Raw genomic sequence first — 22,869 nt, 5'->3', positions numbered from 1 at the left:
CGCAATGGAACTGGCAGATATGATAAAATAAACAAGAAAACTCGCTGATTGGCGAGCCCTTAGGTGAAGACAGAAGCGTAGTTGCACTTACACTGTATTCCTAAAATTTCCAACTACGTCAAATTAGCTTCCAGCTGGAAATTTATACTTTCTTACAGTGTAAATAAAAATTTTGCAGCGGAAGAAAGGAAGACTTTATGGAACATCTATTAAATCCTCGTGTAAAAAATATTCAAATCTCAGGCATTCGCCAATTTTTTAATATGATTCAAGAATACGACAATGTAGTTTCCCTTACGATTGGCCAGCCTGATTTCCCGACACCTTCTTTAGTAAAGGAGGCTGGCAAACGTGCTATTACGGAGAATATTACAAGCTATACGCATAATGCCGGCATCCTTGAGCTGAGACAAGCTGCCTCTGCTTTTGTCAAAGAGCGATACGCGCTCAATTATGATGCAGCAAACGAAGTGATTGTGACAACAGGTGCGAGTGAAGCGATTGATATTGCGTTTCGGACAATTTTAGATGAGGGAGCCGAGGTTATTTTGCCTGCCCCTATCTATCCTGGCTACGAACCGATTATTCGTTTAATGGGCGCAAAGCCTGTATTTGTTGATGTCCGGGAAAGCGGCTTTCGCTTAACAGCCAAAGCACTCGAGCAAGCTATCACAGCCAACACACGCTGTGTTGTTTTGCCTTATCCATCTAATCCAACAGGCGTCACACTTAGCAAGGAGGAGCTTCAAGAAATTGTTAATGTTTTAGAGGCTAAAGACATTTTCGTAATCTCTGATGAAATTTACAGTGAGCTTGTTTATGAAGGAGCTCATAGCTCGATTGCTCAATTCCCGTCTATGCGTGATAAAACAATTGTGATTAACGGCCTTTCCAAATCACATTCTATGACGGGCTGGCGTATTGGATTTTTGTTCGCTCCCGCTTATATTGCCAAAGAAATCCTAAAGGTGCATCAGTATAATGTAACATGCGCTTCCTCTGTCTCTCAGTATGCGGCAATAGAAGCACTGACGGCGGCCAAGGACGCGCCTCGCATGATGCGTCATCAATACAAAAGAAGAAGAGACTATGTATACCATCGCTTAACAAGCATGGGTTTATCAGTTGAACAGCCAACTGGCGCCTTTTATATTTTCCCTTCAATTAAGCAGTTTGAGACTAGCTCCTTTGATTTCGCCATGCGCCTTGTCAAAGAAGCTGGAGTTGCGGTTGTTCCGGGTACAGCATTCTCTGAGTACGGAGAAGGCTATCTTCGTTTATCTTACGCATACAGTCTAGAAACCCTAAAGGATGGCTGTGACCGAATCGAACAATTTTTGCAAGAAAAGATTTAAACATAAAAACGCTTGGATCACTCCAAGCGTTTTTATGCGAATTTAAAGATGAAACACACAAGAACTAGTATGATAACTTAGATTTGTATTTTTCTTCTCCAAAGCTGAATTACTGAGAACGGTAACTGTCCTTAGCTTCCATTTGTAATCGCTTACATTTATGAGTACTGGCTTATTTTGACTTCCACGCATTTCTTATTGTAAGCCAGCCAAAGAAGACAACTGCTAGCCAACCGATAAATGTCATCACATATGTTAAAAAGCTGATAAATCCATCAATTGCAGTAAAGGAAAAGAAATGAAAGAAGGATGTTAAAGAAGAACCCATCACTCCGGCTGCAGACATCCATAGCCAGCCGACAAATGCGGCGAAGAAAAACTTTAATGTGTTATCCATACAAGTCACCTCCCTTAGTAAGAAGTGATTATATTTCTATACTATTATTCAAAGAAAAATTCGGTGCTTACTATTGCTAAAATAGGCGCTGTGAAACAAGAGTGTATATTTTCTTATGTAATGCTGCCAGAAAGAAAACTCGCCGATTGGCGAGCCCTGCCTTGTTGGGCGAAGACAGAGGCGTAGCCCTACTTATACTGTATTCCTAAAACTTTTCACTACGTCGAATTGGCTTCTAGCTAGAAATTTATACTTTCTTAAAGTGATAAAAAGCCGCCTTAGGCGACTTTTTATCAAGCTTCATTAGAAAATTCGCGTTAGATTGATACAGCAGGTTCAGCCGTTTCGAAAAATTGCTGCTGTTCTCTCATTAAGCCTGCAAGCGGCAAATCATTCACCGTGCTCTCCTCCCGCTTGTCAGTTGAAGATGTAAGATGTTTAACTTCTAGGAACAGTCCTTTTAAATAAATCGCCATTGCATCTTCCCATTGGTCCTTCGCAACGTCAGTGACAAAACGGATTCGGTATAAGCCTGCATTGTTAAATAGCATATCAATCGTTCCATATGCCTTCATTGCCTCTTCTACTACACGTTTCCAATCCTGCGTTTTATTCACATTATGGGAAACGAAAATTGCTTGACCATTTTGAGCCAAAATCTCTTCTACCGTCGCCTTACCATTCTCTACATCAATATCGGTAATTACGACATTTGCACCTTGCTGCGCCAATAAAAGCGCTGTTTTACGCCCGATGCCAATACCTCCGCCTGTCACAATGATAACCTTCCCTGCTAGCTTCATCATCCTCTACCCCTTCTCAATAAACTTCCCGTTCTACAGTATCCTCTGCTTTCTACAACAAACAGCCTCAACAATGAGGAATCGATTCCTAAAAGCACCCTACTGCATCCCTAAATGGGGATCGTATTATCCTTGTTGCTTCAGACACACTTGCTACTCTAACAGCACTGTTACCAATGCAGCCTTCCCTGTGCCAATCAAATGTCACACATGCATGTTGTTCGCATTCTTTCTACGGCAGCTTGATTTTCTACCTCTTTCTGCTTACCGGTTTTCTGCTCCCATGCCAAGACAATCCCCTGCTTACTGTTAACACATACCGAGCTTCTATAACAATGCTGAGAGAAGTTATGTAGCAGACAGCAAAAAATGAGACACGCTGCATATTTGCGTGCCTGTTCCTGAAGGGTACTTCTATAGGAAATGCCAGTCCTATACAAAATGATTATAACAAAAAAACAATGTCGTTTTTTGCAGAAAAAAAGTTAGAACTTAAAAAATTTTCCGAAAAATAAAATCCACCCTAATAAAACACCTAAAAAATCCCATAATCGTGACAGATTTGTGAATAAAGAAAACTCGCCGATTGACGGGTCCTGCCTTTGGACGAAGACAGAGGCGTAGTTGCACTTATACTTTATTCCTAAAATTTCTCACTACGTCGAATTGTCTTCTAGCTAGAAATTTATACTTTCTTACAAGTGCAAAAAAACTCGCCGATTGGCGAGCCCTGCCCCCTGGGCGAAAACAGAGGCGTAGTTGCACTTATACCAAACCCCTAAAATTTCCAGATGAATCAAATTAGATTCCAGCTGGAAATTTATCCTTTCTTACAGTGAAAAACACCTTTGATACTATCCCCATGTCTCAATTATAGATTACTAATGACCTTCGTGCGGGCAGCTAGGTCATGATAGCCCCGGTTATCCCTTCGAAGAAGCATAATATATATATTAACAATAGCCGGAATACCAAGCAGCACTACATTCGATAACACCAAGATACAAAAGCGCCAAAGCAGCGTTCCTGCTCCAACCGCTTCCCCGCTCTCCTTTAACAGCTGTATACGCAAAAGACGGCTCCCAATTGTACGGCCATTCCAAACTAAAGGAAGCAAAACAAAGTAAGCTGCCATAATCACGAGGGCAAGCAGCATATCATAACGGGCATCACCAAGGCTGACTTGAAAACGATCAAAAACAGCTGTATACTCCCCACTGATTACCGCAGCCGCAGCACCGTATACAAGAGAGATGATAAACATATCTATCAGAAGCGCTCCGACTCGATTCATAACAAAGACAGGTTGATGAACATGCAGTTTCATGATGAATTCTTCCTTTCCTTCCATACTTTCGCTCTCATCTTACCATGCTCCACTTTTTGTGACAACTTCCGACAAAGTATGGTACGTGACTGCCATCCCTGTTTTTGGTTACAATAGATGTAAACCTAATCTTAAGGAGGTCAGTATGTGATGACGAAAAACACATTTCTCCTTTTCGTAGCTTGCTTACTTTTGTCAGGTTGTGCCTTTCCATCGCCTTACACGCAATATGATATCGGCGCTGATTACGAAGTTCTGCAGTCCTCTACAAACGGAACCCAAATCCTTCCGAAAATGGATGCTTTCAACGCTTCACAGCTCATCCCTCCTGCTGTTACGGAGGTAGCATGGAACGACAGCTACATACTGGCAAAGCAGCTTGAATTACAGCCTGACCCCCTTAACCCTGACGCACAAACTCCCAATCAGCAGAATGCACGCTATTGGATTATTGACCTAAAATACAACAAAAGATTCGGTCCCTATACGAAAAAGCAATTCGAAGCACAAAAAAAGGAATTTCGCATTTCAAGCTCGCTTCAATTGCAAAAAGTTGAAAAGCTTGCACAAAAATAAATAAGGCTTTCTACATGTAACAATGCTTATTCATCTAAAGAAAACTCATCGATTGGTGAGCCTTGCCTTTGGGCGAAGACAGAGGCGTACGTAGCCCTACTTATACTGTATTCCTAACATTTCCGACTCCGTCGAATCGTCTTCCAGCTGGAAATTTATACTTTCCTACAGTGTAAGAAATCCCTTGCTAGTAACCAGTCGGGTACCTTACCCCATTTGTATTTGCAATGCAGCCCGCGTATAATACGCGGGGTGCTTTACTGCTAAGCACATCGCAGTGTGTTCACTTTTATGTTGAAGAATATTTCGACTGAAGCCATGCACATACACCAAAGCTTGCCAATGCTGCAACAAACATAACGATTGCCCAAGCCCTCAGCTGTAATTGGATCTCACCTTGCACTGCTCCCCCAAGCATCAAAAAATACACGCCACCGAGTGTGTAGATTATACAAGGAATATAAGGGATAACATAGTTCGGAAACACCTTATATAAAAGATAGCTTAGTAAGCAAGCTGTACACACGATCACAATAGCTGTAATTCCAATCAGCAATATATTCCCCCCTTTCTCCTATTATGCAACCCGCTCCTCCTCACCTATCAATCCAAAAAAAGCCAGACATCCCGCCTGGCTTCGAAAAGCATTTCGCCCATAAAACCGTATGGGCTTGCCTTCCTATCAAACACATTTCTCTCGAAACAGCATTTTATATACAACGCTTCCAAATAAAACGCAGCACGTGCGTAACAAACTGTCCGCGAGCACACCTGCATATAACAGGCTCTGTGCCCAAATACATAAGATAAGCAAAATACCCATGTGCATATACCATACTTTTGTACGGAATCGGTATGCACCAAGTATTCCAAATACAAAAAGTTGAGCGATATACAACCACGAAACAAACGGAGCAAATGAGGATGTACTTATTTCTGATACAAGCAACCAGAATACATGAATGCTCATCATCCCGCTCATCCCAAAGACCGCTGCGGCAAATCTCATGCAGCGCCACTCCTTTCTAACTGCCTGTACCATTATATTCAGCAAGCTGTATGAGGTTGCAAACACTACCAAAATTTCGAAAAAGCTCTAGCTTGTGTACGTAATAGAATTTTTCATCAATATACAGAAAACAAAAAGAAGCTAATTATCTACAATATAGTAGGTAGTTAGCTTCTTTTCTTCTTTAAATGGACTTTTTCAGCAGCTTCCTTACCACGCTACGCCCATCATGTGCTTAAAGCGGAGGTCTTCTGTCGGAAAATGACAAACTCCTTTTTATTATATTTATATAATCATAAACTTAAGCAATCTCCTCTGAACCTCGTTCGCGAGACGAGTTGGTAGATAGCTTCTTTCTAAGGAAGAGGTATACAAAACCAATGGAGAGCCAAACCAATCCCAACACAAGCGTTTGCTTACTTAAAAGCGTGAGCAGCCATCCAATGAATCCAGCCCCTATCAAAGGAAAGATCAAATATCGGAACGTTTGCCCCAAGGAACGTTGACGATTTCTTACATAATAGTGAGCAATGACGGAAATATTTACAAACGTAAAGGCTGTCAGGGCACCAAAACTAACAAAGGTAACAGCTGTATCAAGGCTGATAAACAGTGAGATCAATGAAATCACAGAGACAATAACAATGTTTAAAACTGGTGTCTGAAAGCGCGGATGAATACTTGCAAACACCTTCCTTGGTAAGATAGCCTCCTTACCAAGTGCATATAGGAAACGTGATACACTCGTAACGGACGAAACACCCTGCGTAAAAATGGCTACCACAAGCACCGCAATAAAGATAGCATTTAACAGATTTCCGCCAATTAGCTTAATCAACTCCATTGATGCTGTATCAGGATGATGGAAGGAGAAATTCGGATATGCTATTTTGGTAAAATAAGAGACTGATAAATACAATGCTGCAGCAATGCAAACAATAATGAAGATAGCCTTTGGAATTGTCTTTGTCGGATTGATGGTCTCCTCCGCTGTCGTCGTAATAGCATCAAAGCCAAGGAAGCAAAAACAGATAATGGCAGCGCCGGCAAAGATTGTAGAAAGGGACATATCAGGATGAAGGAACGTACTTGCGGATACAAGCGTACCCCCTCCCCCTACAATATCCTTAATGACAAGTGCGCAAAGCAGTACAATAAAGGCAATTTGCAATAAAACAGAAAACCCGCTAATACGTGCAACCGACTTAATCCCTACGATATTCACAATCGCAAGAATAATATTGATGCCAATAATCCAAACTGGAACTGGAATAGCTGGAAACTGTGCATTAAGAAAAATTCCAAACGTTAAACAAGCGATAATAGGAGAAAAGATATAATCCAACAAAAGAGCCCAGCCTACAAGAAAGCCCATTTGCGGGTTTACAGCTTTTTTCGTATAGGTGTACGCAGAGCCGGCAATCGGATATGCCTTTGCCATCATTCCGTAACTATAGGCGGTAAAGAAAATCGCCAAAAATGCCACGAGATAGGCTGGAACAAGCAGTCCCCCTGATGCCTCGAATGCTACGCCGTATACCGTAAAGAAAATCATTGGGGTCATCCAAGCGAGACCGACAAATACAACTTGATGCAATGTGAGCGACTTTGCGAGTACAGCTCCTTTTTCCATTTCCCATCCCTCTTTCTTCGACTTCTATATTTTTGAGTGTGTACTTTCTCATGTTCAGCAGCTATTATTCGTCATTTTAAAGAAAACTCGCCGATTGGTGAGCCCTGCCTTTGGGCGAAGACAGAGGCGTAGTTGCACTTATACTGTATTCCTAAAATTTCTCACTACGTCGAATCGGCTTCCAGCTGGAAATGTATACTGTACTTTCCTATAGTGTAAATTCAGAAAATTAAAATTTTCAACTATAACGTTAGATAATCTAACATTATTTTTAAGGGGATTCAATTTTTTTAAATCTATGTTGCATTACATTTCTTTTCATGTTACATTTTATAACACAAACCAATATTCAGTTTTCTAGGGTTCCGCGGCTTAGCCGGTCAGGTCCAAGAGAAAACGCACAGCATCCATAGCTGTGTACACGGAAGGATAAAAGCCTGGGAGATATCACTAAGACATGCGTCTTAGCGGTATCTCCCTTTTGTTTTTTCTAAATCATTTAGGAGGTTAATAAAATGAATCTCATTTGGAGCAAAACAATCGGTTCTGGAGGAAAATGGTCAGGAGTAATTAGCCGCGGAAGGCTGCTTCGTTTTACAGCACTTGGTGACGGAGCAAACCTTTCTCTATTGATGTACAACGCAAAGGATTTATCAGAGCGCTACAATATGCCCGATACCTTAAAAGCGCAGCACACTTCCCGCTTAACAGCAGGAAATGTTCTCATGAGCGATAATGGACGCGTGCTGGCAAGCATCGTTGATGACGAGCTTGGCTGGCACGATACGATCTGCGGCTACACAACACGAGAAACAACAGATAACAAATACGGAACTACCACCTATCAAGAATTACGAAATGACTGGCTGCGCAGCGGACAAGAAAACTACGCAGTAGAGCTCACAAGAAACGGTTTAGGCATGCGAGATCTTGTCCCTGTCGTAAATTTATTTTCAAAAGTATCCTGTGACCATAATGGTGATATGCATTTTACCTTAGAGCATTGCCAGCGAGGCGCGAGCGTAACATTGCGTACAGAAATGGACGTTCTTCTTCTCCTTTCCAACACACCAAATCCGCTCGACCCGAGAACAGTGTACCCATCCGTGCCAGTTAAAGTTGAAGTTCTTCCATCAGCTCCTGTTGATACGGATGACTACTGTGTCAACTACCGTCCGGAAAATAAACGCGCATTTGAAAATACATGGGAATACCATACACTGCTAGGCCTATAACACAATATAACCATTCAAAGGAGGAACATTTACATGGCTGTTTTTAATAGAGTAGAAAGCGGGCGCAGCGTAGAGAATGCGATCTATAACGAGACGATTTTGGCAGGGGATGGCTGGATGCACGAGCTGCTTCCAGGTCAAGTGCTCCGAATTGTTGACCTTGAGGGCAATCAGGCTGCTGATACATTAATTTATAATGCAGATCACCCTGAAGACCACTACAGCGCTGTTGCCACAGTTGCAGCGCAGCAAAATATTTATTTAACGACTGGCTCTGTATTGCGGTCCGAATCAGGAAACAAGCTGATGACAATCATCGCTGATACATGCGGACGTCATGATACATTAGGAGGCTCCTGCTCCGCGCAAAGCAACACAGTACGTTACGCACACGAAAAGCTGCATATGCACAATTGCCGGGATACATTTATGCTGCAGCTTGCAAAACATGATGAATCTTATACAAAACGCGATTTAGCGCCAAATATTAACTTTTTTATGAACGTGCCGGTTACTCCTGAGGGCGGGCTGGAATTTGCAGATGGGGTTTCCGCTCCCGGCTGCTATGTCGAACTGCGATCCGAATGCCGCACAATGGTGCTTATTAGCAACTGCCCGCAGTTAAACAACCCTTGTAACGCTTATAACCCAACGCCGGTTCAAGTACTCATTTGGGATAAATAACAGAAATTTGCACGTAATTATTTCAGAATATTCAAAAAGGAGAGGTTATCATGTTTAAAAAAGTACTCATCGCAAATCGCGGAGCTATTGCAACTCGGATTATCCGGACACTGCATAAGCTGAACATCGCATCCGTAGCTGTTTATACAAAAGCAGATCAAGATAGCCTTCATGTCGATTTAGCAGACGAAGCGGTTCTCATCGGAGAGGGACTGGCAAAGGACAGCTATTTAAATGCAGAGCTTATTTTACAAACAGCGCTTAAAACAGGTGCAGAGGCGATTCATCCTGGTTATGGCTTTTTGAGTGAAAATGCAGACTTTGCCCGTGCTTGCCGGGAACACGGCATCGCATTCATCGGTCCAACCCCGGAGCAAATGGAGCTTTTTGGCCTAAAACACTCCGCGAGAGAAATTGCAGAAAAAGCGGGAGTTCCTATGCTGCCCGGAACTCCACTTATTACAGAGCTGACAGAAGCCTTGGAACATGGGGCGCGTATCGGCTATCCGGTTATTTTAAAAAGCACAGCCGGCGGCGGCGGAATTGGTATGCGCGTGTGCGAGGATGAAGAAGCGCTCCGCTCCGCATATGACGCCGTTTGCCACCTTGCTGAAGCAAACTTTAAAAACGGCGGTGTCTTTTTAGAAAAATACATTCGAAAGGCGCGTCACGTTGAGGTGCAAGTTTTCGGAAACCGTTTCGGTGAAGTTGTGACATTAGGAGAGCGCGACTGCTCCATTCAACGCCGCAATCAAAAAGTAATTGAAGAAAGCCCAGCACCAAATTTCCCGCAGCATGTTCGGGAAAGCATGCTAGATTCCGCAAAGCGGCTAGCATCCGAAACCGGCTACCGCAGCGCTGGAACAGTTGAATTCCTCTATGATCCTGAGCAATATTCCTTCTATTTCCTTGAAGTGAATACAAGATTGCAGGTAGAGCACGGCGTAACAGAAGAAGTGCTCGGAGTTGACCTTGTGGAGTGGATGGTGCGCGAAGCGGCAGATGAACTGCGTGATTTACAGACACTCGTGAAAAAACCAAACGGGCACAGCATTCAAGCACGTATATATGCTGAGGATTGCCTAAATGACTTCCGCCCAAGCTCAGGACAGCTTGATCAAGCTATCTTTTCAAAAAATGCTAGAATCGAAACATGGGTAAGGGATGGCATTACGATTACATCGTTATATGACCCGATGTTAGCTAAAATCATCGTACACGGCGAAAATAGACTAGATGCCATTAATAAGCTCATGAGCGCATTGTCCGAAACTCGCCTGTACGGCATTACGACAAACCTCCAATACTTAGAGGCTCTGCTTAAGCAAGAGGATTGCCGAGAAGGAAATGTATATACGCAATTATTAAATGGCTTCACACCTAATGAGCACGCGATTGAGGTATTGGACGGCGGTGTGCAAACAACCGTACAAGATTGGCCTGGCAGAACCGGGCACTGGGATGTCGGTGTTCCGCCTTGCGGACCGATGGATCCCCTTTCCTTCCGCATCGGCAATCAGCTGCTCGGAAACAACGAGAACGCTTCAGGTTTAGAACTCACACTGCGCGGAGGCTCCTATCGCTTCCGAAATGAGATGTGGTTTTGTGTAACCGGAGCTGACATGAGAGCAACTCTCGATAATAAAGAAATCCCAATGTATCAGCCCGTGTTCGCAGCAAGCGGACAGGTACTGGCATTTCATGAGGCAAAACAAGGAATGCGGACATATTTACTTGTGGCAGGCGGCTTGGATATGCCAAGCATCCTCGGGAGCTCTTCCACATTTACACTCGGCGGATTTGGCGGTCATGGCGGACGTGCTCTGCGTACTGGCGATGTACTTTCCGTCAACAAAGGAAGCCTGCCAAAGCTAACAAAAGCGTTACCTGCTGCCTTTAGACCAGCTATGTCTCGGACATGGACCATTGGTGTTATTCCGGGTCCGCATTGCACAGAGGAATTTCTTCATGCTGACTACCTGCCGCAGCTTACCGAAACAGAGTGGGAGGTTCATTTTAACAGCTCGCGGACAGGAGTTCGCCTCATCGGACCTGCACCGCATTGGGCACGTGAGGACGGCGGCGAAGCAGGGCTGCACCCTTCTAATATTCATGATAACGCCTATGCGATCGGCACTCTTGATTTGACTGGCGACATGCCAATTCTTCTTGGTCCAGACGGTCCAAGTCTTGGCGGATTTGTTTGTCCTGTTACAACAGCCTCAGCAGAGTTTTGGAAAATCGGCCAGCTTCATCCGGGAGATACCGTTCGTTTCCATCTGCTTACATTAGAGGAAGCCGAGAATTTACGCAGCTTGCAGGAGAAGAATTTACAAGCAATCAGCAGCGCCGCTTGGGATGAGATGGCTGTATGTCAGCTTCCATATCCGAACGAAACATTATCGAGTCACTATCCGATATTAGCCAGTGATGCAGAAAACAGAAGATTTGCGATTACTATTCGCTGCTGCGGCGATCAAAACCTCTTGGTTGAATACGGCGAGATGGAACTGGACCTATTACTTCGCTTCCAAATTCACGCGCTTATGGAGGCTATTCAAACAAGCAATGTTCTCCCTGTACTTGATTTAACACCTGGAATTCGCTCTTTGCAGGTTCATATTAATCCTGCAAAAATGACAGTACAAGAAGCATGTCAGCATATTTTACAAATTGACAGCGCACTTCCTCCGCTCGAGGATATCCGAGTGCCATCTCGAATTGTCCGTCTCCCTCTTTCCTGGGATGATCCGGCAACAAAGCTTGCGATTGAGCGTTATCAGCAAAACGTTCGCCCTGATGCGCCTTGGTGCCCCAGCAACCTGGAGTTTATCCAACGCATCAACGGTCTTAGCAGTATAGAAGATGTACGACGCATCGTATTTGAGGCTAATTATCTCGTTCTTGGACTTGGCGATGTGTATTTAGGGGCACCTGTTGCAACGCCAATCGATCCGCGCCATCGCCTTGTAACAACGAAGTATAATCCTGCGCGAACATGGACTCCTGAAAATGCTGTAGGAATCGGCGGTGCTTACATGTGCGTATACGGAATGGAAGGTCCGGGCGGCTATCAATTTGTCGGTCGCACTATTCAAATGTGGAATCGTCTTCGCTCTACGGAAAGTTTCCAAACCGGCAAACCATGGCTGCTGCGCTTCTTTGACCAAATTCAATTTTATCCAGTTGAAGCTGATGAGTTGCTTCAATTACGTGAAGATTTCTTGCGCGGCAGATTTGAAGCTGATATTACAGAAACAACCTTTGACCTCGGAGAATATCTAAGATTCTTAGATGAGATTAAGGATAGCGCAGAAGAATTCCGTACCCAGCAGCAGCACGCATTTAAAGCAGAACGAGAAAGCTGGAAAGCTCTCGGTCTGGCAGAATATATCTCAGAGCAAGAATCTGCTGGCGCTGCCGAGGAGGAAGAAATTCCCGAAGGCGCAATTGCAGTGCGGTGCGCATTGCCCGGAAGTGTTTGGAAGGTTCTTGTTTCACCTGGTCAACACGTGCAAAAGGGTGACACACTTATAATAGAAGAAAGTATGAAAATGGAGTTTCCCCAATACGCTCCTTGTGACGGATATGTGGCATCTATTTATGTAAAACCAGGGGATGAAGTGCATGCAGGACAACTGACAGTAAGCATTGTGGAGGAAACAAAAGAGGAGGTATTACTAAAATGAGCATCGTACAATACCCGGAGACATTATCCATCGAATGGCTTCACGACATGTATGCAAAAAAGGCAATTACACCAAAGGATGTCATTGACGAAATTATTAAACGCGCCAACAGAGACAGTGAAATGAATATTTGGATCACGCCGCCTTCGGCAGAAGTTCTTCAGCCCTATATAGAGCGACTGGAATCACTTAGTACAGACCTGCCGCTATGGGGCATCCCTTTCGCTGTCAAGGACAACATCGATGTAGCAGGCATGCCTACAACAGCAGCTTGCCCAGAGTATACGTATATACCATTACAGCACGCAACAGTCGTAGAACGCTTTGTCGCAGCCGGTGCCATCCCTGTCGGCAAAACAAATTTAGACCAATTCGCTACCGGTCTTGTCGGAACAAGAAGTCCATATGGCGAAACACATAACGCACTATGGCCAGAACTTATTAGCGGCGGCTCCAGTGGCGGTTCTGCCGTTGCTGTGGCGCGCGGCCAGGCAGCCTTCTCACTCGGTACGGATACAGCTGGCTCAGGACGTGTGCCTGCCGCTTTAAACCGACTCGTCGGATACAAACCAAGCCTTGGCGCTTGGTCAACAAAAGGGGTTGTTCCCGCTTGCGCAAGTCTTGATTGCATAACCGTATTTGCTCATAGTACAACTGATGCGATGATCGTAGACAGCATCGCACGCGGCATAGATGATGAAAATCCTTGGTCCCGAAATATTCCGATGCCTTCTACGGCACTTCCAGAAAAAATATATTTGCCAAAACAGCCGCTTTCCTTTTTCGGACCGTTCGCTGCAGAGTACGAACGTGCTTGGGAAAGAACTGTCGAGCAGCTCAAGCAATTGAATATCCCCATCGAGTATCTGGATTACGAATTCTTTGCTGAAGCAGCTGCGATTTTATATGATGGTCCACTTGTGGCAGAGCGTTGGGCAGACTTAAGTGAATTTATAGAGTCCCATCCAGGAGTTACATTCCCTGTAACAGAACAGGTGCTTCGCTCTGGCGCTGCGGATAAGCACACAGCCGCATCCTTGTTTCACGCAATGCACAAGCTACAGACCTTTAAGCTTGCGGCAAGAAAGCAGCTCGGCAACGCTGTGCTTGTTACACCTACCGCTGGTGGGACATGGACGCGTGATGAGGTACGATCAAACCCGATTAGCGCAAACAGCGACATGGGGAGATTTACAAACCACTGTAATCTTCTTGATCTATGCGCTATCGCAGTACCTGCCGATGATGCGGCACCACAGCTGCCATTCGGCATTACCTTCTTCTCTCTTTGGGATCAAGAAGGACTCATTTACGGCGCTGCTAACATGTTTACAAACAACGCCAAGCTACTGAAACAAGAAACAACCTTAGTAGCGGTGTGCGGTCTGCACATGCGGGGCTTTCCTCTTGAAAAGCAGATGAAGGAATGCGGCGCGACCTTTATTCGAGAAGCAGCTACAGCAGCAAAATATAAGTTTGTAAAACTGCCGACATCCCCTGCAAAGCCAGGGCTCATCAAGACAGAAAATGGAGGTGCTTCCATCGAACTGGAGCTGTGGGAAATGCCTCTTTCCTCCTTCGGCGTGTTCGCAGCATCTATCCCTGCACCGCTCGGGATTGGTAAGGTCGAACTGCAAGACGGCTCAGAGGTTCCGGGATTTATTTGTGAAGCGTATGCAGCGGCAGATGCAGAAAATATTACAGCGCTCGGCAGCTGGCGCAATGCAATAGCTGAGCCTGTCGAGGCAAGACGTTAAGTACCCTATAAAACTATAATTCCTACCCCTATTTGTGAAGAAACATTTTTACTCTGATACCAAAAGGCTTTCCTTTTCATCAACGGGAAAGCCTTTTTTCAAATGGGAATCGGCTATTTCTAGCAAAGTTTTTCGCTTTTTTTAAGCTAATACTAGTATTTTATGGAATTTTCAATTAAAACAAGATATATTAGATACGTAAGCTGATAATGCACGCGAAAAACAGCACCAGAAGCAGGAGATATATGACTGAAAATACCGCTAAACGATATGTGATCCTTATTCCCCACTGTAAATGGAGGTGTAATACCGTTGGACTTGTCCGCTATACAAGCAAATAAAAACCTAGATTTTCAGCAGCTGTTTATCATTTTCGACCAGTTAGAGGATATGATGTTTCTTATCAGCGTTGACGATTTACCTACCTTCAGATTCACTCACATAAACCCCGCTTACGTAAGAAATACCGGTATACAACTCGCGCAGATAAAGAATAAGCAAACAGAAGATATCTTCCACCCAGATGACGCACATGCGATGAACGCAAACTATCAAAAAGCCATTATGAACAAACAAAAACTTAGCTACGAAGAACAACTAACCATCGGAAGAAGAAAAAGAACATACGAAACAACGCTCATCCCTATTTTTCAAGAGCACACAGGCAAATGCCTTTATATTGTTGGCATCTCACGAGATATTAGCCAAAGAAGAAAACATGAGGAAGCACTTCGGCTCATGCATAAGGAATTGACCGATATTATGCGAAATCAGCAAGGGCTCGTATTTAAAGTCCAAAAACATGGGCAAGATTTTTATTTCGCACTTTGTGACGGACAGCTTATCTACGAACTCGGTTACACACCTAACGACATGACCGGAACATACATTAAGGAGTTGTTCACTCCTGACCATACTGCATTCTTATATGAACAGTACAACCGCTGCTGGGAATCCCAAGAAAAAATTGTCTTTGAGGTACATTATTTAAACAAACTATTTTGGCTCACATCATTAAGCCCAATTGTCGAAAATGGAGAAACAGTGGCGTTAATTGGTTCATCTATTGACATTAAAGCGAAGAAGCAAGCGGAAGAGGCTTTGATGCAAACCGAAAAATTGGCATTGCTCGGCGAACTAGCAGCAGGAATTGGTCATGAAATACGTAATCCTCTCACCGTAATCAAAGGATTCATTTCCCTGATGCTCCAGGACACATCCTTTCTTACACCAAAGTTCATCAAGCTCATTGAATCGGAAATTGATCATATTAACCAAACAGCCGGCGAACTGATGATGCTTGCCAAACCGCAGCAGCAGCAGATTACCAGTGTGGATCTTCACGGTTTATTTGATGAGATCATACAGCTTCTCGATTCAGCAGCTTTCAAGAGGCGGGTAAACGTCCAAACGAATTACACAGGTAACTCGATACTTTCCTGCGGTGACAAACACCAGCTGAAAAAAGCCTTCTTCAATCTCTTGAAGAACGCCATAGAATCCATGGAGGAAAAGCGAGGCGGCTATGTATTTGTATCCTGCACGGAGTCAAACAATAACATCATTGTCACTGTTCGTGATCAAGGACAAGGCATTCCTGCTGAGCAGATTGATCACCTCGGGGAACCATTTTACACAACCAAAAAGAAAGGAAATGGCCTTGGACTGATGGTAACATATCGCGTCATTAAAAACCACGGAGGAAGCATTTCCTGCGAGAGTGTACCAGGCGAAGGCACGACCTTTACAATTACATTTTCCAACCCATAACACTGCTGCATTCCGCAGTAACATATATATTAAACACAATCCTTAATCTTTTCCCCTCACAAATTTTTATTTACTGTTTTGAAAGCGCATCCCATTTGTTCCTATACACCGAGAAACGGTGTATAGGATCTGAAACAACATTGACTGCGATTGAATCAGGAAGTCAACCTATTCTTTTTTCCCATACAAACAACATCCCATTGATGTTCTGCATTAGAGCACCAATGGGATATTTTATCGTATAAGCTTATTTTACTCCACGCCATGCGAATGCTCTTCCTGCACCCGTTTTAATTCAACTGTTACCTCCAGCTGCTGACAAGGCGTTCCGCGGTACATCCCCTTTACGGGTACAACATCGCTGTAATTGCGACCATGCCCAATTTTAATATAACGCCAGTTTGTTTTCTCATTGTTCGTAGGGTCCAAGCCAATCCAGCCAATCAATGGAACATAGGCTTCTACCCAGGCGTGCGAAAAATGCTGTACCTTCGTTTCTTCGCCTCCGACTTCCCCTAGATAATGGTAGCCGCTCACATACCTGCATGGAACGTTAAACAACCTGCATGTCGCAATCATCAAATGAGCGTAATCTTGGCACACACCTCTTTTTAGCTGTAATGTCTCTTCGACGGTCGTATGCACGTTCGTTACATTCGTTTCATAAGTAAACGTTGTATAAATGGCATGTGAAATGCGCTCTAAAAGCTCATATACACTCTCTAGCTTCTCACCATGAACAATGCCGCTTGCGAAGTCCTCCAGTTCCTTCGTGGTCTTCGTATACGCGGTCTCCATCAAATACTCAGCATACTGATTTTGAAAGGCTTCACTCTCTAAAATCTCACATTCGGCACTGTACGGCACACGGTTCGTTTGCTCTAGGCTCCCTTCACTCGTCTGCACAATAGAGCGTGATTCAATGACAAGCTCTTCATGCGGAAACGGAACAGAAAAATAGTGAACTGTATTTCCATAATAATCTGTATATGGAAACAATGAAACCGACGGCCGGATGGAAATAGAATGGTCACAGCACGTTTGACAGTCCTCCGTTTTTGGTGTTAGGCGCACCTCATTTACACTATCTATTACTGGTTCTTGATACACATACTTAGTAAAATGGGACACTTGTAGTCTCACGCTTCAACAAACTCCTCCTGAAAAAAAGTTTTTGAGATTGCATACCCTAGCTGGTCGCATAACAGCAGCATACTGCCAATCTCTTCTAAAATATCACGTTGAGAGAGTCCGTTATTGCAGCGAGCCAATGTTTCTCTTAGCTCTTCTGTCATAGCTTTTGATTCATTCAACAATGATTCAAAACGACAATCCTGCGATTGAATGGCACTTAGCGATGCTCCAAGAAACGTTACGGCAAACATAACAGAGCGCGGAAATCCTGCGTTCAGCATCATAAACTGTGTAACCTTGGAACACACTACTTCATCTGCATAAAACTTTCGAAATGCCTCGTACCCGCTCACAGATTTCAATAAAATAATCATGCGGTTATAAATGTCGCTGGATGTAAGAGAAGAACCTTCACGATTTAGAGTGGTATATACAGACTGCAGCACTCGCAGTGTATTTTCTGCTCTTTCTAAATGCTTTCCGGCCTGAATGAAATGCCACTCACGCTCCCGGGCCATTGTAGAATCTGCGACTCCATTAAACAAAGCCACCCATTCCCTTACCCGCTGATAAAATGAATGCGGCGAGCGCAGCATAACCTTCTCCATATCTTGCTCACCCATCCAAAGGTAAAACGCATTAGCAATTTCCCATAGTTCCCCGGGAAGCAACTGACGGAGTGAGCGAATGTTCTGGCGCGCTTGACGGATACAAGAAAAAATAGAATTATTATGCGATCTATCAAACATTAAAAAATGAAGGACAGACGTCTCTTTAACCGTATGGTACTGCTGCTTAAATAACGAAACATCCCCTATCGCCGCCACTAATCTTTCCCACATATACTCCGGCTCGTCTCGATCATTTCCCTTTAACTCGTGACGCATATGATAATTCACGTCCATTAATCTCGTATGATTTTCAATCCGCTCCAGATAGCGGCCGATCCAAAATAAAGACTCCGCAGTACGGTTCATCATTATCATCCACCTCATTTTCTCCCTATTTTTAAACTTACGATAATACCCATGTATCCTTCGTGCCTCCGCCTTGTGACGAATTCACAACTAGAGAGCCTTCCCTTAACGCTACCCTTGTAAGCCCGCCGGGAACGACATGCGTTTCACTTCCCATAAATACAAATGCGCGTAAATCTACATGCCGCTGGGCAGCTTGTCCGCCAACAATCGATGGCACGCACGACAATTGAATAGTCGGCTGTGCAATATACTGATGCGGTGCTTGCACAATCTTCTCAGCGAATAATTGCAGCTCCTGCTCCGTAGCCGAAGGTCCTATGAGCATTCCATACCCTCCTGAAAGTGCTCGTTCCTTGACCACCATCTCGGATAAATGAGCGAGAACATACTCCCTTTCCTCCGTTTTCGCCAAATCGTACGTTGGGACATTTTTTAAGATAGGTTCTTCCCTCAAATAATAGCGAATCATATCAGGCACATACATATAAATGGCCTTATCATCCGCCACCCCAGTCCCTGGCGCATTCGCAATTGCAACATTCCCTGCCCGGTACGCGTTGAGGAGTCCCGCTACGCCGAGTACGGAATCTGGACGAAACGCGAGCGGATCCAGAAATTCATCATCAATTCTCCGATAAATGACGTCCACTTGACGAAGTCCTTCAATGCTTTTCATGTACACCTTCTGATCGACAACAACTAAATCCCGGCCTTCAACGAGTTCAATCCCCATTTCCTGGGCAAGAAATGTATGGTCATAGTAGGCAGAATTATGTACACCCGGTGTTAGCAGCACAACTAAAGGATTTGACTTGTTACCCGGGGCAAGGCTTCGTAAACTTGTTAATAGATTATTCAATTCTTCATCAAGATCACGCGCTTGATATTCAAAAAACAGCTCTGGAAGCAAGTGCATCATCAAAGAACGATTTTTATATACATAGGACAATCCTGAAGGGCTTCTTAAATTATCTTCTAATACGTAAAATGCTCCATTTTCATCACGAATCAAATCGATTCCGGATATCGGAATATAAACATTATTCGGTACATCAATCCCAACCATTTCCGGACGAAAATATGTATTTGTTACAACCATCTTTCTTGGCACAATTCCGTCCTTTAATATATTTTGCTCATGATAGATATCATGGATAAACATATTTAAAGCGCGAACACGCTGCTTCATTCCCCTCTCTACCACTTCCCATTCCTCGGCGGAAAGAATTCTTGGAATCATGTCAAAAGGAATGGTCCTTTCTAAGGAGGCTTCTTCCTCATTACTGCTGTACAGCGTGAACGTAATCCCCTGCTTCACCATCTCAGTATGCATACGGGCGTTGCGCTTTTTGATCTCGTCTGTTCCCATCTTCAGAAACTTCTGATGCAACATATGATATGGAGTCCTTACACCTCCCTGCCGGTCAAACATTTCATCATAAAATAAAGATGTCCCATACTTATAAAATAATGGTTTATCTTGTTTTTTCATTAACATCGGCATAAGAATCTTCCTCCGCAACTTCTTCATATTTCCCCCTAGATACATGTAAGCATTCATAACAGGAATTTATTAACACAAACAACTATACACCAAAGCGAATTTAGCATACTGTCGAATTCAGGATGAAATTTGTGACAAAATTGTGACGAAAATTCTACATTTATTTTTGATTGCCTAGAGCAAATGTCACTTTAAGTAACAATATAATGTAAAAAAATATGACAAAAGACCAAAAAATATCTTATAATCTTATATAATGTACATATACATACATGCTAACTGCAGCATAACGGGTAAATTAGCGAAAGGCAGGTGTTAAATCGAGTGAAATTGACAATTGGAAAAAAGATTTTGATAGGTTATCTCTCTATAGCCTTGTTACTTGGGGGAACGAGTGGCATTTCCTATTATTATATCAAACAGGTAAATAACTCTTATTCCGATTTAATTGATAGAAGAGTGACCATTTTAGCAAATACGAAGCAAATACAAACGTTAGCACTTAAGCAAACAAACTCACTCCGCGGATATTTGCTGACGCAGGATACAAATTTTCTGGTTGAATTGCAAACAGCAAACGAAAGCCTGCAGGAGCTCATCAGCAGTACGAAAGGGCTTTTGACAGAGCAAACAAATAAGGAAGCGCTGCAAGAATTAACCGTCTTAAATAAAGAGTTTGAAAGAATGTATGAGGAATTATTGAAGCGGTACGAGAGCAATCATAATCAGGAGGAAGCGCTGCAGTACTTTAAGGAAGAAGTATTTCCGATCGGCAAGCAGCTTGATCCATTGGCGAACACCATCACTGAACGGCAGCAGGAGTTGTTAAGTGAAGGCAAGAAAGCAAACACAGAGCTGGTAGAGCAAGTCATTCTAACGAACACACTTCTAAATGTGCTAATTTTTATCTTAACGATTGGAATTGGATTATTTATTTCGAGAAATATTACCGGAAACCTTCGCAGAATTACAAAAGTAATCTCCAGCTTTGCCTCCTACTCGGCGTCTAATGTGAATCTCCCTCGCATCCATGTTCGTTCCAAGGACGAAACAAGTGAGATTGCTGAAGCATTTAACGAATTAACCCATGCGCTTGAGGAGAATCGCAAACAGGAAATGGCGTTTAAACAAGCCTTGCAAGAGCAGAATTGGCTGGAAACAAGCGCAGCGGAAATCGCTACGATGTACCAAGGTGTTCATGACCTAAGAACATTAACAGGCATGTTCCTGACAAAAATTGTACCGATGATTGATGCAAGCTACGGCGCTTTTTATATTAAACAAGGAACAGGCTCGCAGCAGCGTTTTTATAAATTTGCTGCCTATGCCTATGACAGCAACGAAATTGGCCGGGAGAGCTTTGCGTTCGGGGAAGGCCTAGTTGGGCAGGCAGCTCTTGAGAACCGAAGCATCACGCTTACAAATCCGCCTGACTCTTATATACAAATCCAATCTGCTATCGGCGCAGCTGCACCTTCTTATATTATGATTATCCCAGTCGAATTTGAAGGACAAGTAACAGCCGTGATTGAACTTGCTTCCTTCCAACCGCTCACCCCAATTCAACAAGCGCTTTTGAAGCAGGTGGTAAATCATGCGGGCATCACGATTCATAGTGTTATGGGACGCATGAAGGTGGAAGAGCTGTTAAAGGAATCACAGGCCTTAACAGCGGAGCTGCAAAGTCAATCTGAAGAGCTGCAAATGCAGCAGGAGGAACTCAGAAGCATAAACGAGGAGCTCAGCGAACAATATCGGGAGTCGGAAGAAAAGACTAGAATTTTAACGAATACACAGCTGGAGCTAGAGGAAAAGGCTCATCAGCTTGCGCTTAGCTCTACCTATAAGTCAGAATTTTTAGCTAATATGTCTCATGAGCTGCGCACACCGCTTAATAGCTTGCTGATTCTGGCGCACCTTCTTGCGGAGAATACAGACGGCAATCTAACAGAAGCACAGTTGGAATTTATCCAGACGATTTACTCATCAGGAAATGAACTACTTCACTTAATTAACGATGTTCTCGATTTGGCAAAGGTAGAGTCCGGAAAGCTGGACATGACAAGGGACGAAGTAAGCTTGCAGCGTATATCCGCCTTTATCGAAAGGCAATTTGCTCCACTTGCAGCAGAAAAGGGACTTTCCTTCACTGTCCGCTTAGAAGCTGATCTTACAGATACAATCTATACAGATGAACACAGACTAAGGCAGGTTCTAAAAAACCTATTGTCAAACGCCTTTAAATTTACGGAAAAGGGCGGAGTAGCGCTTCATATCCACCGAGTACAAACAGCGATACTGCCTGACCAGCAGACTGCACTTGCCTTCTCCGTCAGCGATACAGGCATCGGCATTCAAAAAGAAGAGCAAGAGCTGATCTTCCAAGCATTTAAACAAGCCGATGGGACAACGAACAGAAAGTACGGCGGAACAGGCCTTGGATTATCCATCAGTCGGGATATCGCGCACTTGTTAGGTGGAGCCATTGAGCTGCAAAGCGAGAAAGGTATAGGAAGCACCTTTACGCTGTACTTGCCCATCTCCGAAGCCTCAGGCACAAAGAATGCTGAACTGGAAGCTGCTAGTGCAGTAGAAGTTGAGACATCACATCCGGGCACAGAAGATCCTCTCTTGCAGGAGAAAAAGGTGCTGATTATTGATGACGATATGCGTAACATTTTTGCACTGACGACAGCTCTTGAGCAACAAAAGATGCAGGTGCTGTTTGCTGAAAACGGAAAAGATGGGATTGAGCTGCTGCAAAAACATCCTGATACCGATATTGTTTTAATGGATATTATGCTCCCGGAAATGAACGGCTACGAAGCGATGCAGGCAATACGAAAAATGCCTAAATTTCAAAATATCCCTATTGTCGCACTAACCGCAAAGGCAATGAAGCAGGACAGAGAAAGATGTATTGCCGCCGGTGCGTCTGATTACATCAGCAAGCCTATACAATTAGAACAGCTTTTTTCTGTGATGAAAGTTTGGTTTTATTAATTAGGAGGGACAG

General features: G+C 43.7%; 17 protein-coding genes and 1 riboswitch. Of the genes, 8 read left to right on the top strand and 9 right to left on the bottom strand.

Annotation, left to right across the window (positions count from 1 at the left end; genetic code table 11):
* Positions 1-197 precede the first annotated feature (197 nt).
* Entirely contained in the window at positions 198-1,355 is a 1,158-nt protein-coding gene (locus AAHB12_RS01360) for an aminotransferase A (protein WP_342044032.1), read from the top strand.
* Positions 1,356-1,527: 172 nt separating this feature from the next.
* On the opposite strand, the gene AAHB12_RS01355 is transcribed toward AAHB12_RS01360, so the two are convergent.
* The 3 genes from AAHB12_RS01355 to AAHB12_RS01345 form a co-directional block, all read right to left on the bottom strand.
* The gene (locus AAHB12_RS01355; protein WP_129726971.1) at positions 1,528-1,752 is read right to left on the bottom strand and encodes a hypothetical protein; all 225 of its coding nucleotides are present in this window, start codon (positions 1,750-1,752) and stop codon (positions 1,528-1,530) included.
* Between the two features lie 317 nt (positions 1,753-2,069).
* The gene (locus AAHB12_RS01350) at positions 2,070-2,555 is read right to left on the bottom strand and encodes an SDR family NAD(P)-dependent oxidoreductase (RefSeq protein WP_129727068.1); all 486 of its coding nucleotides are present in this window, start codon (positions 2,553-2,555) and stop codon (positions 2,070-2,072) included.
* A gap of 871 nt (positions 2,556-3,426) precedes the next feature.
* Positions 3,427-3,882: an RDD family protein gene (locus AAHB12_RS01345; RefSeq protein ID WP_342044031.1), complete on the bottom strand. Its 456-nt coding sequence runs from the start codon at positions 3,880-3,882 to the stop codon at positions 3,427-3,429.
* A 150-nt stretch (positions 3,883-4,032) separates the two neighbouring features.
* Here AAHB12_RS01345 and AAHB12_RS01340 point away from each other — a divergent pair, with 150 nt between their 5' ends.
* Entirely contained in the window at positions 4,033-4,458 is a 426-nt protein-coding gene (locus AAHB12_RS01340) for a DUF3997 domain-containing protein (RefSeq protein WP_342044047.1), read from the top strand.
* 289 nt (positions 4,459-4,747) lie between these two features.
* Here AAHB12_RS01340 and AAHB12_RS01335 read toward each other — a convergent pair whose 3' ends face one another.
* The 3 genes from AAHB12_RS01335 to AAHB12_RS01325 all read right to left on the bottom strand — a co-directional run bounded on the left by AAHB12_RS01335 (position 4,748) and on the right by AAHB12_RS01325 (position 7,100).
* The gene (locus tag AAHB12_RS01335; RefSeq protein WP_342044030.1) at positions 4,748-5,014 is read right to left on the bottom strand and encodes a hypothetical protein; all 267 of its coding nucleotides are present in this window, start codon (positions 5,012-5,014) and stop codon (positions 4,748-4,750) included.
* Between the two features lie 126 nt (positions 5,015-5,140).
* Complete coding sequence (locus AAHB12_RS01330) at positions 5,141-5,467, bottom strand: hypothetical protein (RefSeq protein WP_129726974.1); 327 nt, start codon at positions 5,465-5,467, stop codon at positions 5,141-5,143.
* A gap of 301 nt (positions 5,468-5,768) precedes the next feature.
* Entirely contained in the window at positions 5,769-7,100 is a 1,332-nt protein-coding gene (locus AAHB12_RS01325; RefSeq protein WP_342044029.1) for an APC family permease, read from the bottom strand.
* Positions 7,101-7,446: 346 nt separating this feature from the next.
* A riboswitch (guanidine-I (ykkC/yxkD leader) is annotated at positions 7,447-7,546 on the top strand.
* 69 nt (positions 7,547-7,615) lie between these two features.
* On the opposite strand from AAHB12_RS01325, the gene AAHB12_RS01320 reads away from it, so the two are divergent.
* The 5 genes from AAHB12_RS01320 to AAHB12_RS01300 all read left to right on the top strand — a co-directional run bounded on the left by AAHB12_RS01320 (position 7,616) and on the right by AAHB12_RS01300 (position 16,235).
* Complete coding sequence (locus AAHB12_RS01320; protein ID WP_342044028.1) at positions 7,616-8,335, top strand: urea amidolyase associated protein UAAP1; 720 nt, start codon at positions 7,616-7,618, stop codon at positions 8,333-8,335.
* A gap of 33 nt (positions 8,336-8,368) precedes the next feature.
* The gene (locus AAHB12_RS01315) at positions 8,369-9,019 is read left to right on the top strand and encodes an urea amidolyase associated protein UAAP2 (protein WP_342044027.1); all 651 of its coding nucleotides are present in this window, start codon (positions 8,369-8,371) and stop codon (positions 9,017-9,019) included.
* Between the two features lie 50 nt (positions 9,020-9,069).
* Complete coding sequence (gene uca, locus AAHB12_RS01310) at positions 9,070-12,708, top strand: urea carboxylase (RefSeq protein WP_342044026.1); 3,639 nt, start codon at positions 9,070-9,072, stop codon at positions 12,706-12,708.
* The gene (gene atzF, locus AAHB12_RS01305) at positions 12,705-14,465 is read left to right on the top strand and encodes an allophanate hydrolase (protein WP_342044025.1); all 1,761 of its coding nucleotides are present in this window, start codon (positions 12,705-12,707) and stop codon (positions 14,463-14,465) included. Before uca ends, atzF begins: the two co-directional genes overlap by 4 nt.
* A gap of 312 nt (positions 14,466-14,777) precedes the next feature.
* The gene (locus AAHB12_RS01300) at positions 14,778-16,235 is read left to right on the top strand and encodes an ATP-binding protein (protein ID WP_129726980.1); all 1,458 of its coding nucleotides are present in this window, start codon (positions 14,778-14,780) and stop codon (positions 16,233-16,235) included.
* A 252-nt stretch (positions 16,236-16,487) separates the two neighbouring features.
* Here the strand turns inward: AAHB12_RS01300 and AAHB12_RS01295 are convergent, their stop codons facing one another.
* The 3 genes from AAHB12_RS01295 to AAHB12_RS01285 are packed head-to-tail and all read right to left on the bottom strand — an operon-like array spanning position 16,488 to position 19,841.
* On the bottom strand, positions 16,488-17,378 hold the full coding sequence (locus AAHB12_RS01295; RefSeq protein WP_129726981.1) for a transglutaminase family protein: 891 nt from the start codon (positions 17,376-17,378) through the stop codon (positions 16,488-16,490).
* On the bottom strand, positions 17,375-18,349 hold the full coding sequence (locus tag AAHB12_RS01290) for an alpha-E domain-containing protein (protein WP_165350703.1): 975 nt from the start codon (positions 18,347-18,349) through the stop codon (positions 17,375-17,377). The genes AAHB12_RS01295 and AAHB12_RS01290 overlap by 4 nt, the downstream gene beginning before the upstream one ends.
* A gap of 34 nt (positions 18,350-18,383) precedes the next feature.
* On the bottom strand, positions 18,384-19,841 hold the full coding sequence (locus AAHB12_RS01285) for a circularly permuted type 2 ATP-grasp protein (protein ID WP_425455853.1): 1,458 nt from the start codon (positions 19,839-19,841) through the stop codon (positions 18,384-18,386).
* Positions 19,842-20,177: 336 nt separating this feature from the next.
* Between AAHB12_RS01285 and AAHB12_RS01280 the strand changes: the two genes are divergently transcribed.
* Positions 20,178-22,856 carry a response regulator gene (locus tag AAHB12_RS01280; RefSeq protein WP_342044024.1) on the top strand — a complete coding sequence of 893 codons (2,679 nt, stop codon included), beginning with the start codon at positions 20,178-20,180 and terminating at the stop codon, positions 22,854-22,856.
* Positions 22,857-22,869 lie beyond the last annotated feature (13 nt).

Source organism: Bacillus sp. OTU530 (assembly GCF_038440375.1).
The sequence above is the reverse complement of the archived record's forward strand: the minus strand, read 5'-3'. Positions and strand labels throughout refer to the sequence as shown.

Excerpts from the sequence above, each read along its gene's own strand:
- AAHB12_RS01315 (WP_342044027.1), top strand. The coding sequence starts at position 8,369 with ATGGCTGTTTTTAATAGAGTAGAAAGCGGGCGCAGCGTAGAGAATGCG.
- atzF (WP_342044025.1), top strand. The coding sequence starts at position 12,705 with ATGAGCATCGTACAATACCCGGAGACATTATCCATCGAATGGCTTCAC.
- uca (WP_342044026.1), top strand. The coding sequence starts at position 9,070 with ATGTTTAAAAAAGTACTCATCGCAAATCGCGGAGCTATTGCAACTCGG.
- AAHB12_RS01285 (WP_425455853.1), bottom strand. The coding sequence starts at position 19,841 with ATGAAAAAACAAGATAAACCATTATTTTATAAGTATGGGACATCTTTA.
- AAHB12_RS01320 (WP_342044028.1), top strand. The coding sequence starts at position 7,616 with ATGAATCTCATTTGGAGCAAAACAATCGGTTCTGGAGGAAAATGGTCA.
- AAHB12_RS01290 (WP_165350703.1), bottom strand. The coding sequence starts at position 18,349 with ATGATGAACCGTACTGCGGAGTCTTTATTTTGGATCGGCCGCTATCTG.
- AAHB12_RS01360 (WP_342044032.1), top strand. The coding sequence starts at position 198 with ATGGAACATCTATTAAATCCTCGTGTAAAAAATATTCAAATCTCAGGC.
- AAHB12_RS01330 (WP_129726974.1), bottom strand. The coding sequence starts at position 5,467 with ATGAGATTTGCCGCAGCGGTCTTTGGGATGAGCGGGATGATGAGCATT.
- AAHB12_RS01355 (WP_129726971.1), bottom strand. The coding sequence starts at position 1,752 with ATGGATAACACATTAAAGTTTTTCTTCGCCGCATTTGTCGGCTGGCTA.
- AAHB12_RS01345 (WP_342044031.1), bottom strand. The coding sequence starts at position 3,882 with ATGAAACTGCATGTTCATCAACCTGTCTTTGTTATGAATCGAGTCGGA.
- AAHB12_RS01325 (WP_342044029.1), bottom strand. The coding sequence starts at position 7,100 with ATGGAAAAAGGAGCTGTACTCGCAAAGTCGCTCACATTGCATCAAGTT.
- AAHB12_RS01340 (WP_342044047.1), top strand. The coding sequence starts at position 4,033 with ATGACGAAAAACACATTTCTCCTTTTCGTAGCTTGCTTACTTTTGTCA.
- AAHB12_RS01350 (WP_129727068.1), bottom strand. The coding sequence starts at position 2,555 with ATGAAGCTAGCAGGGAAGGTTATCATTGTGACAGGCGGAGGTATTGGC.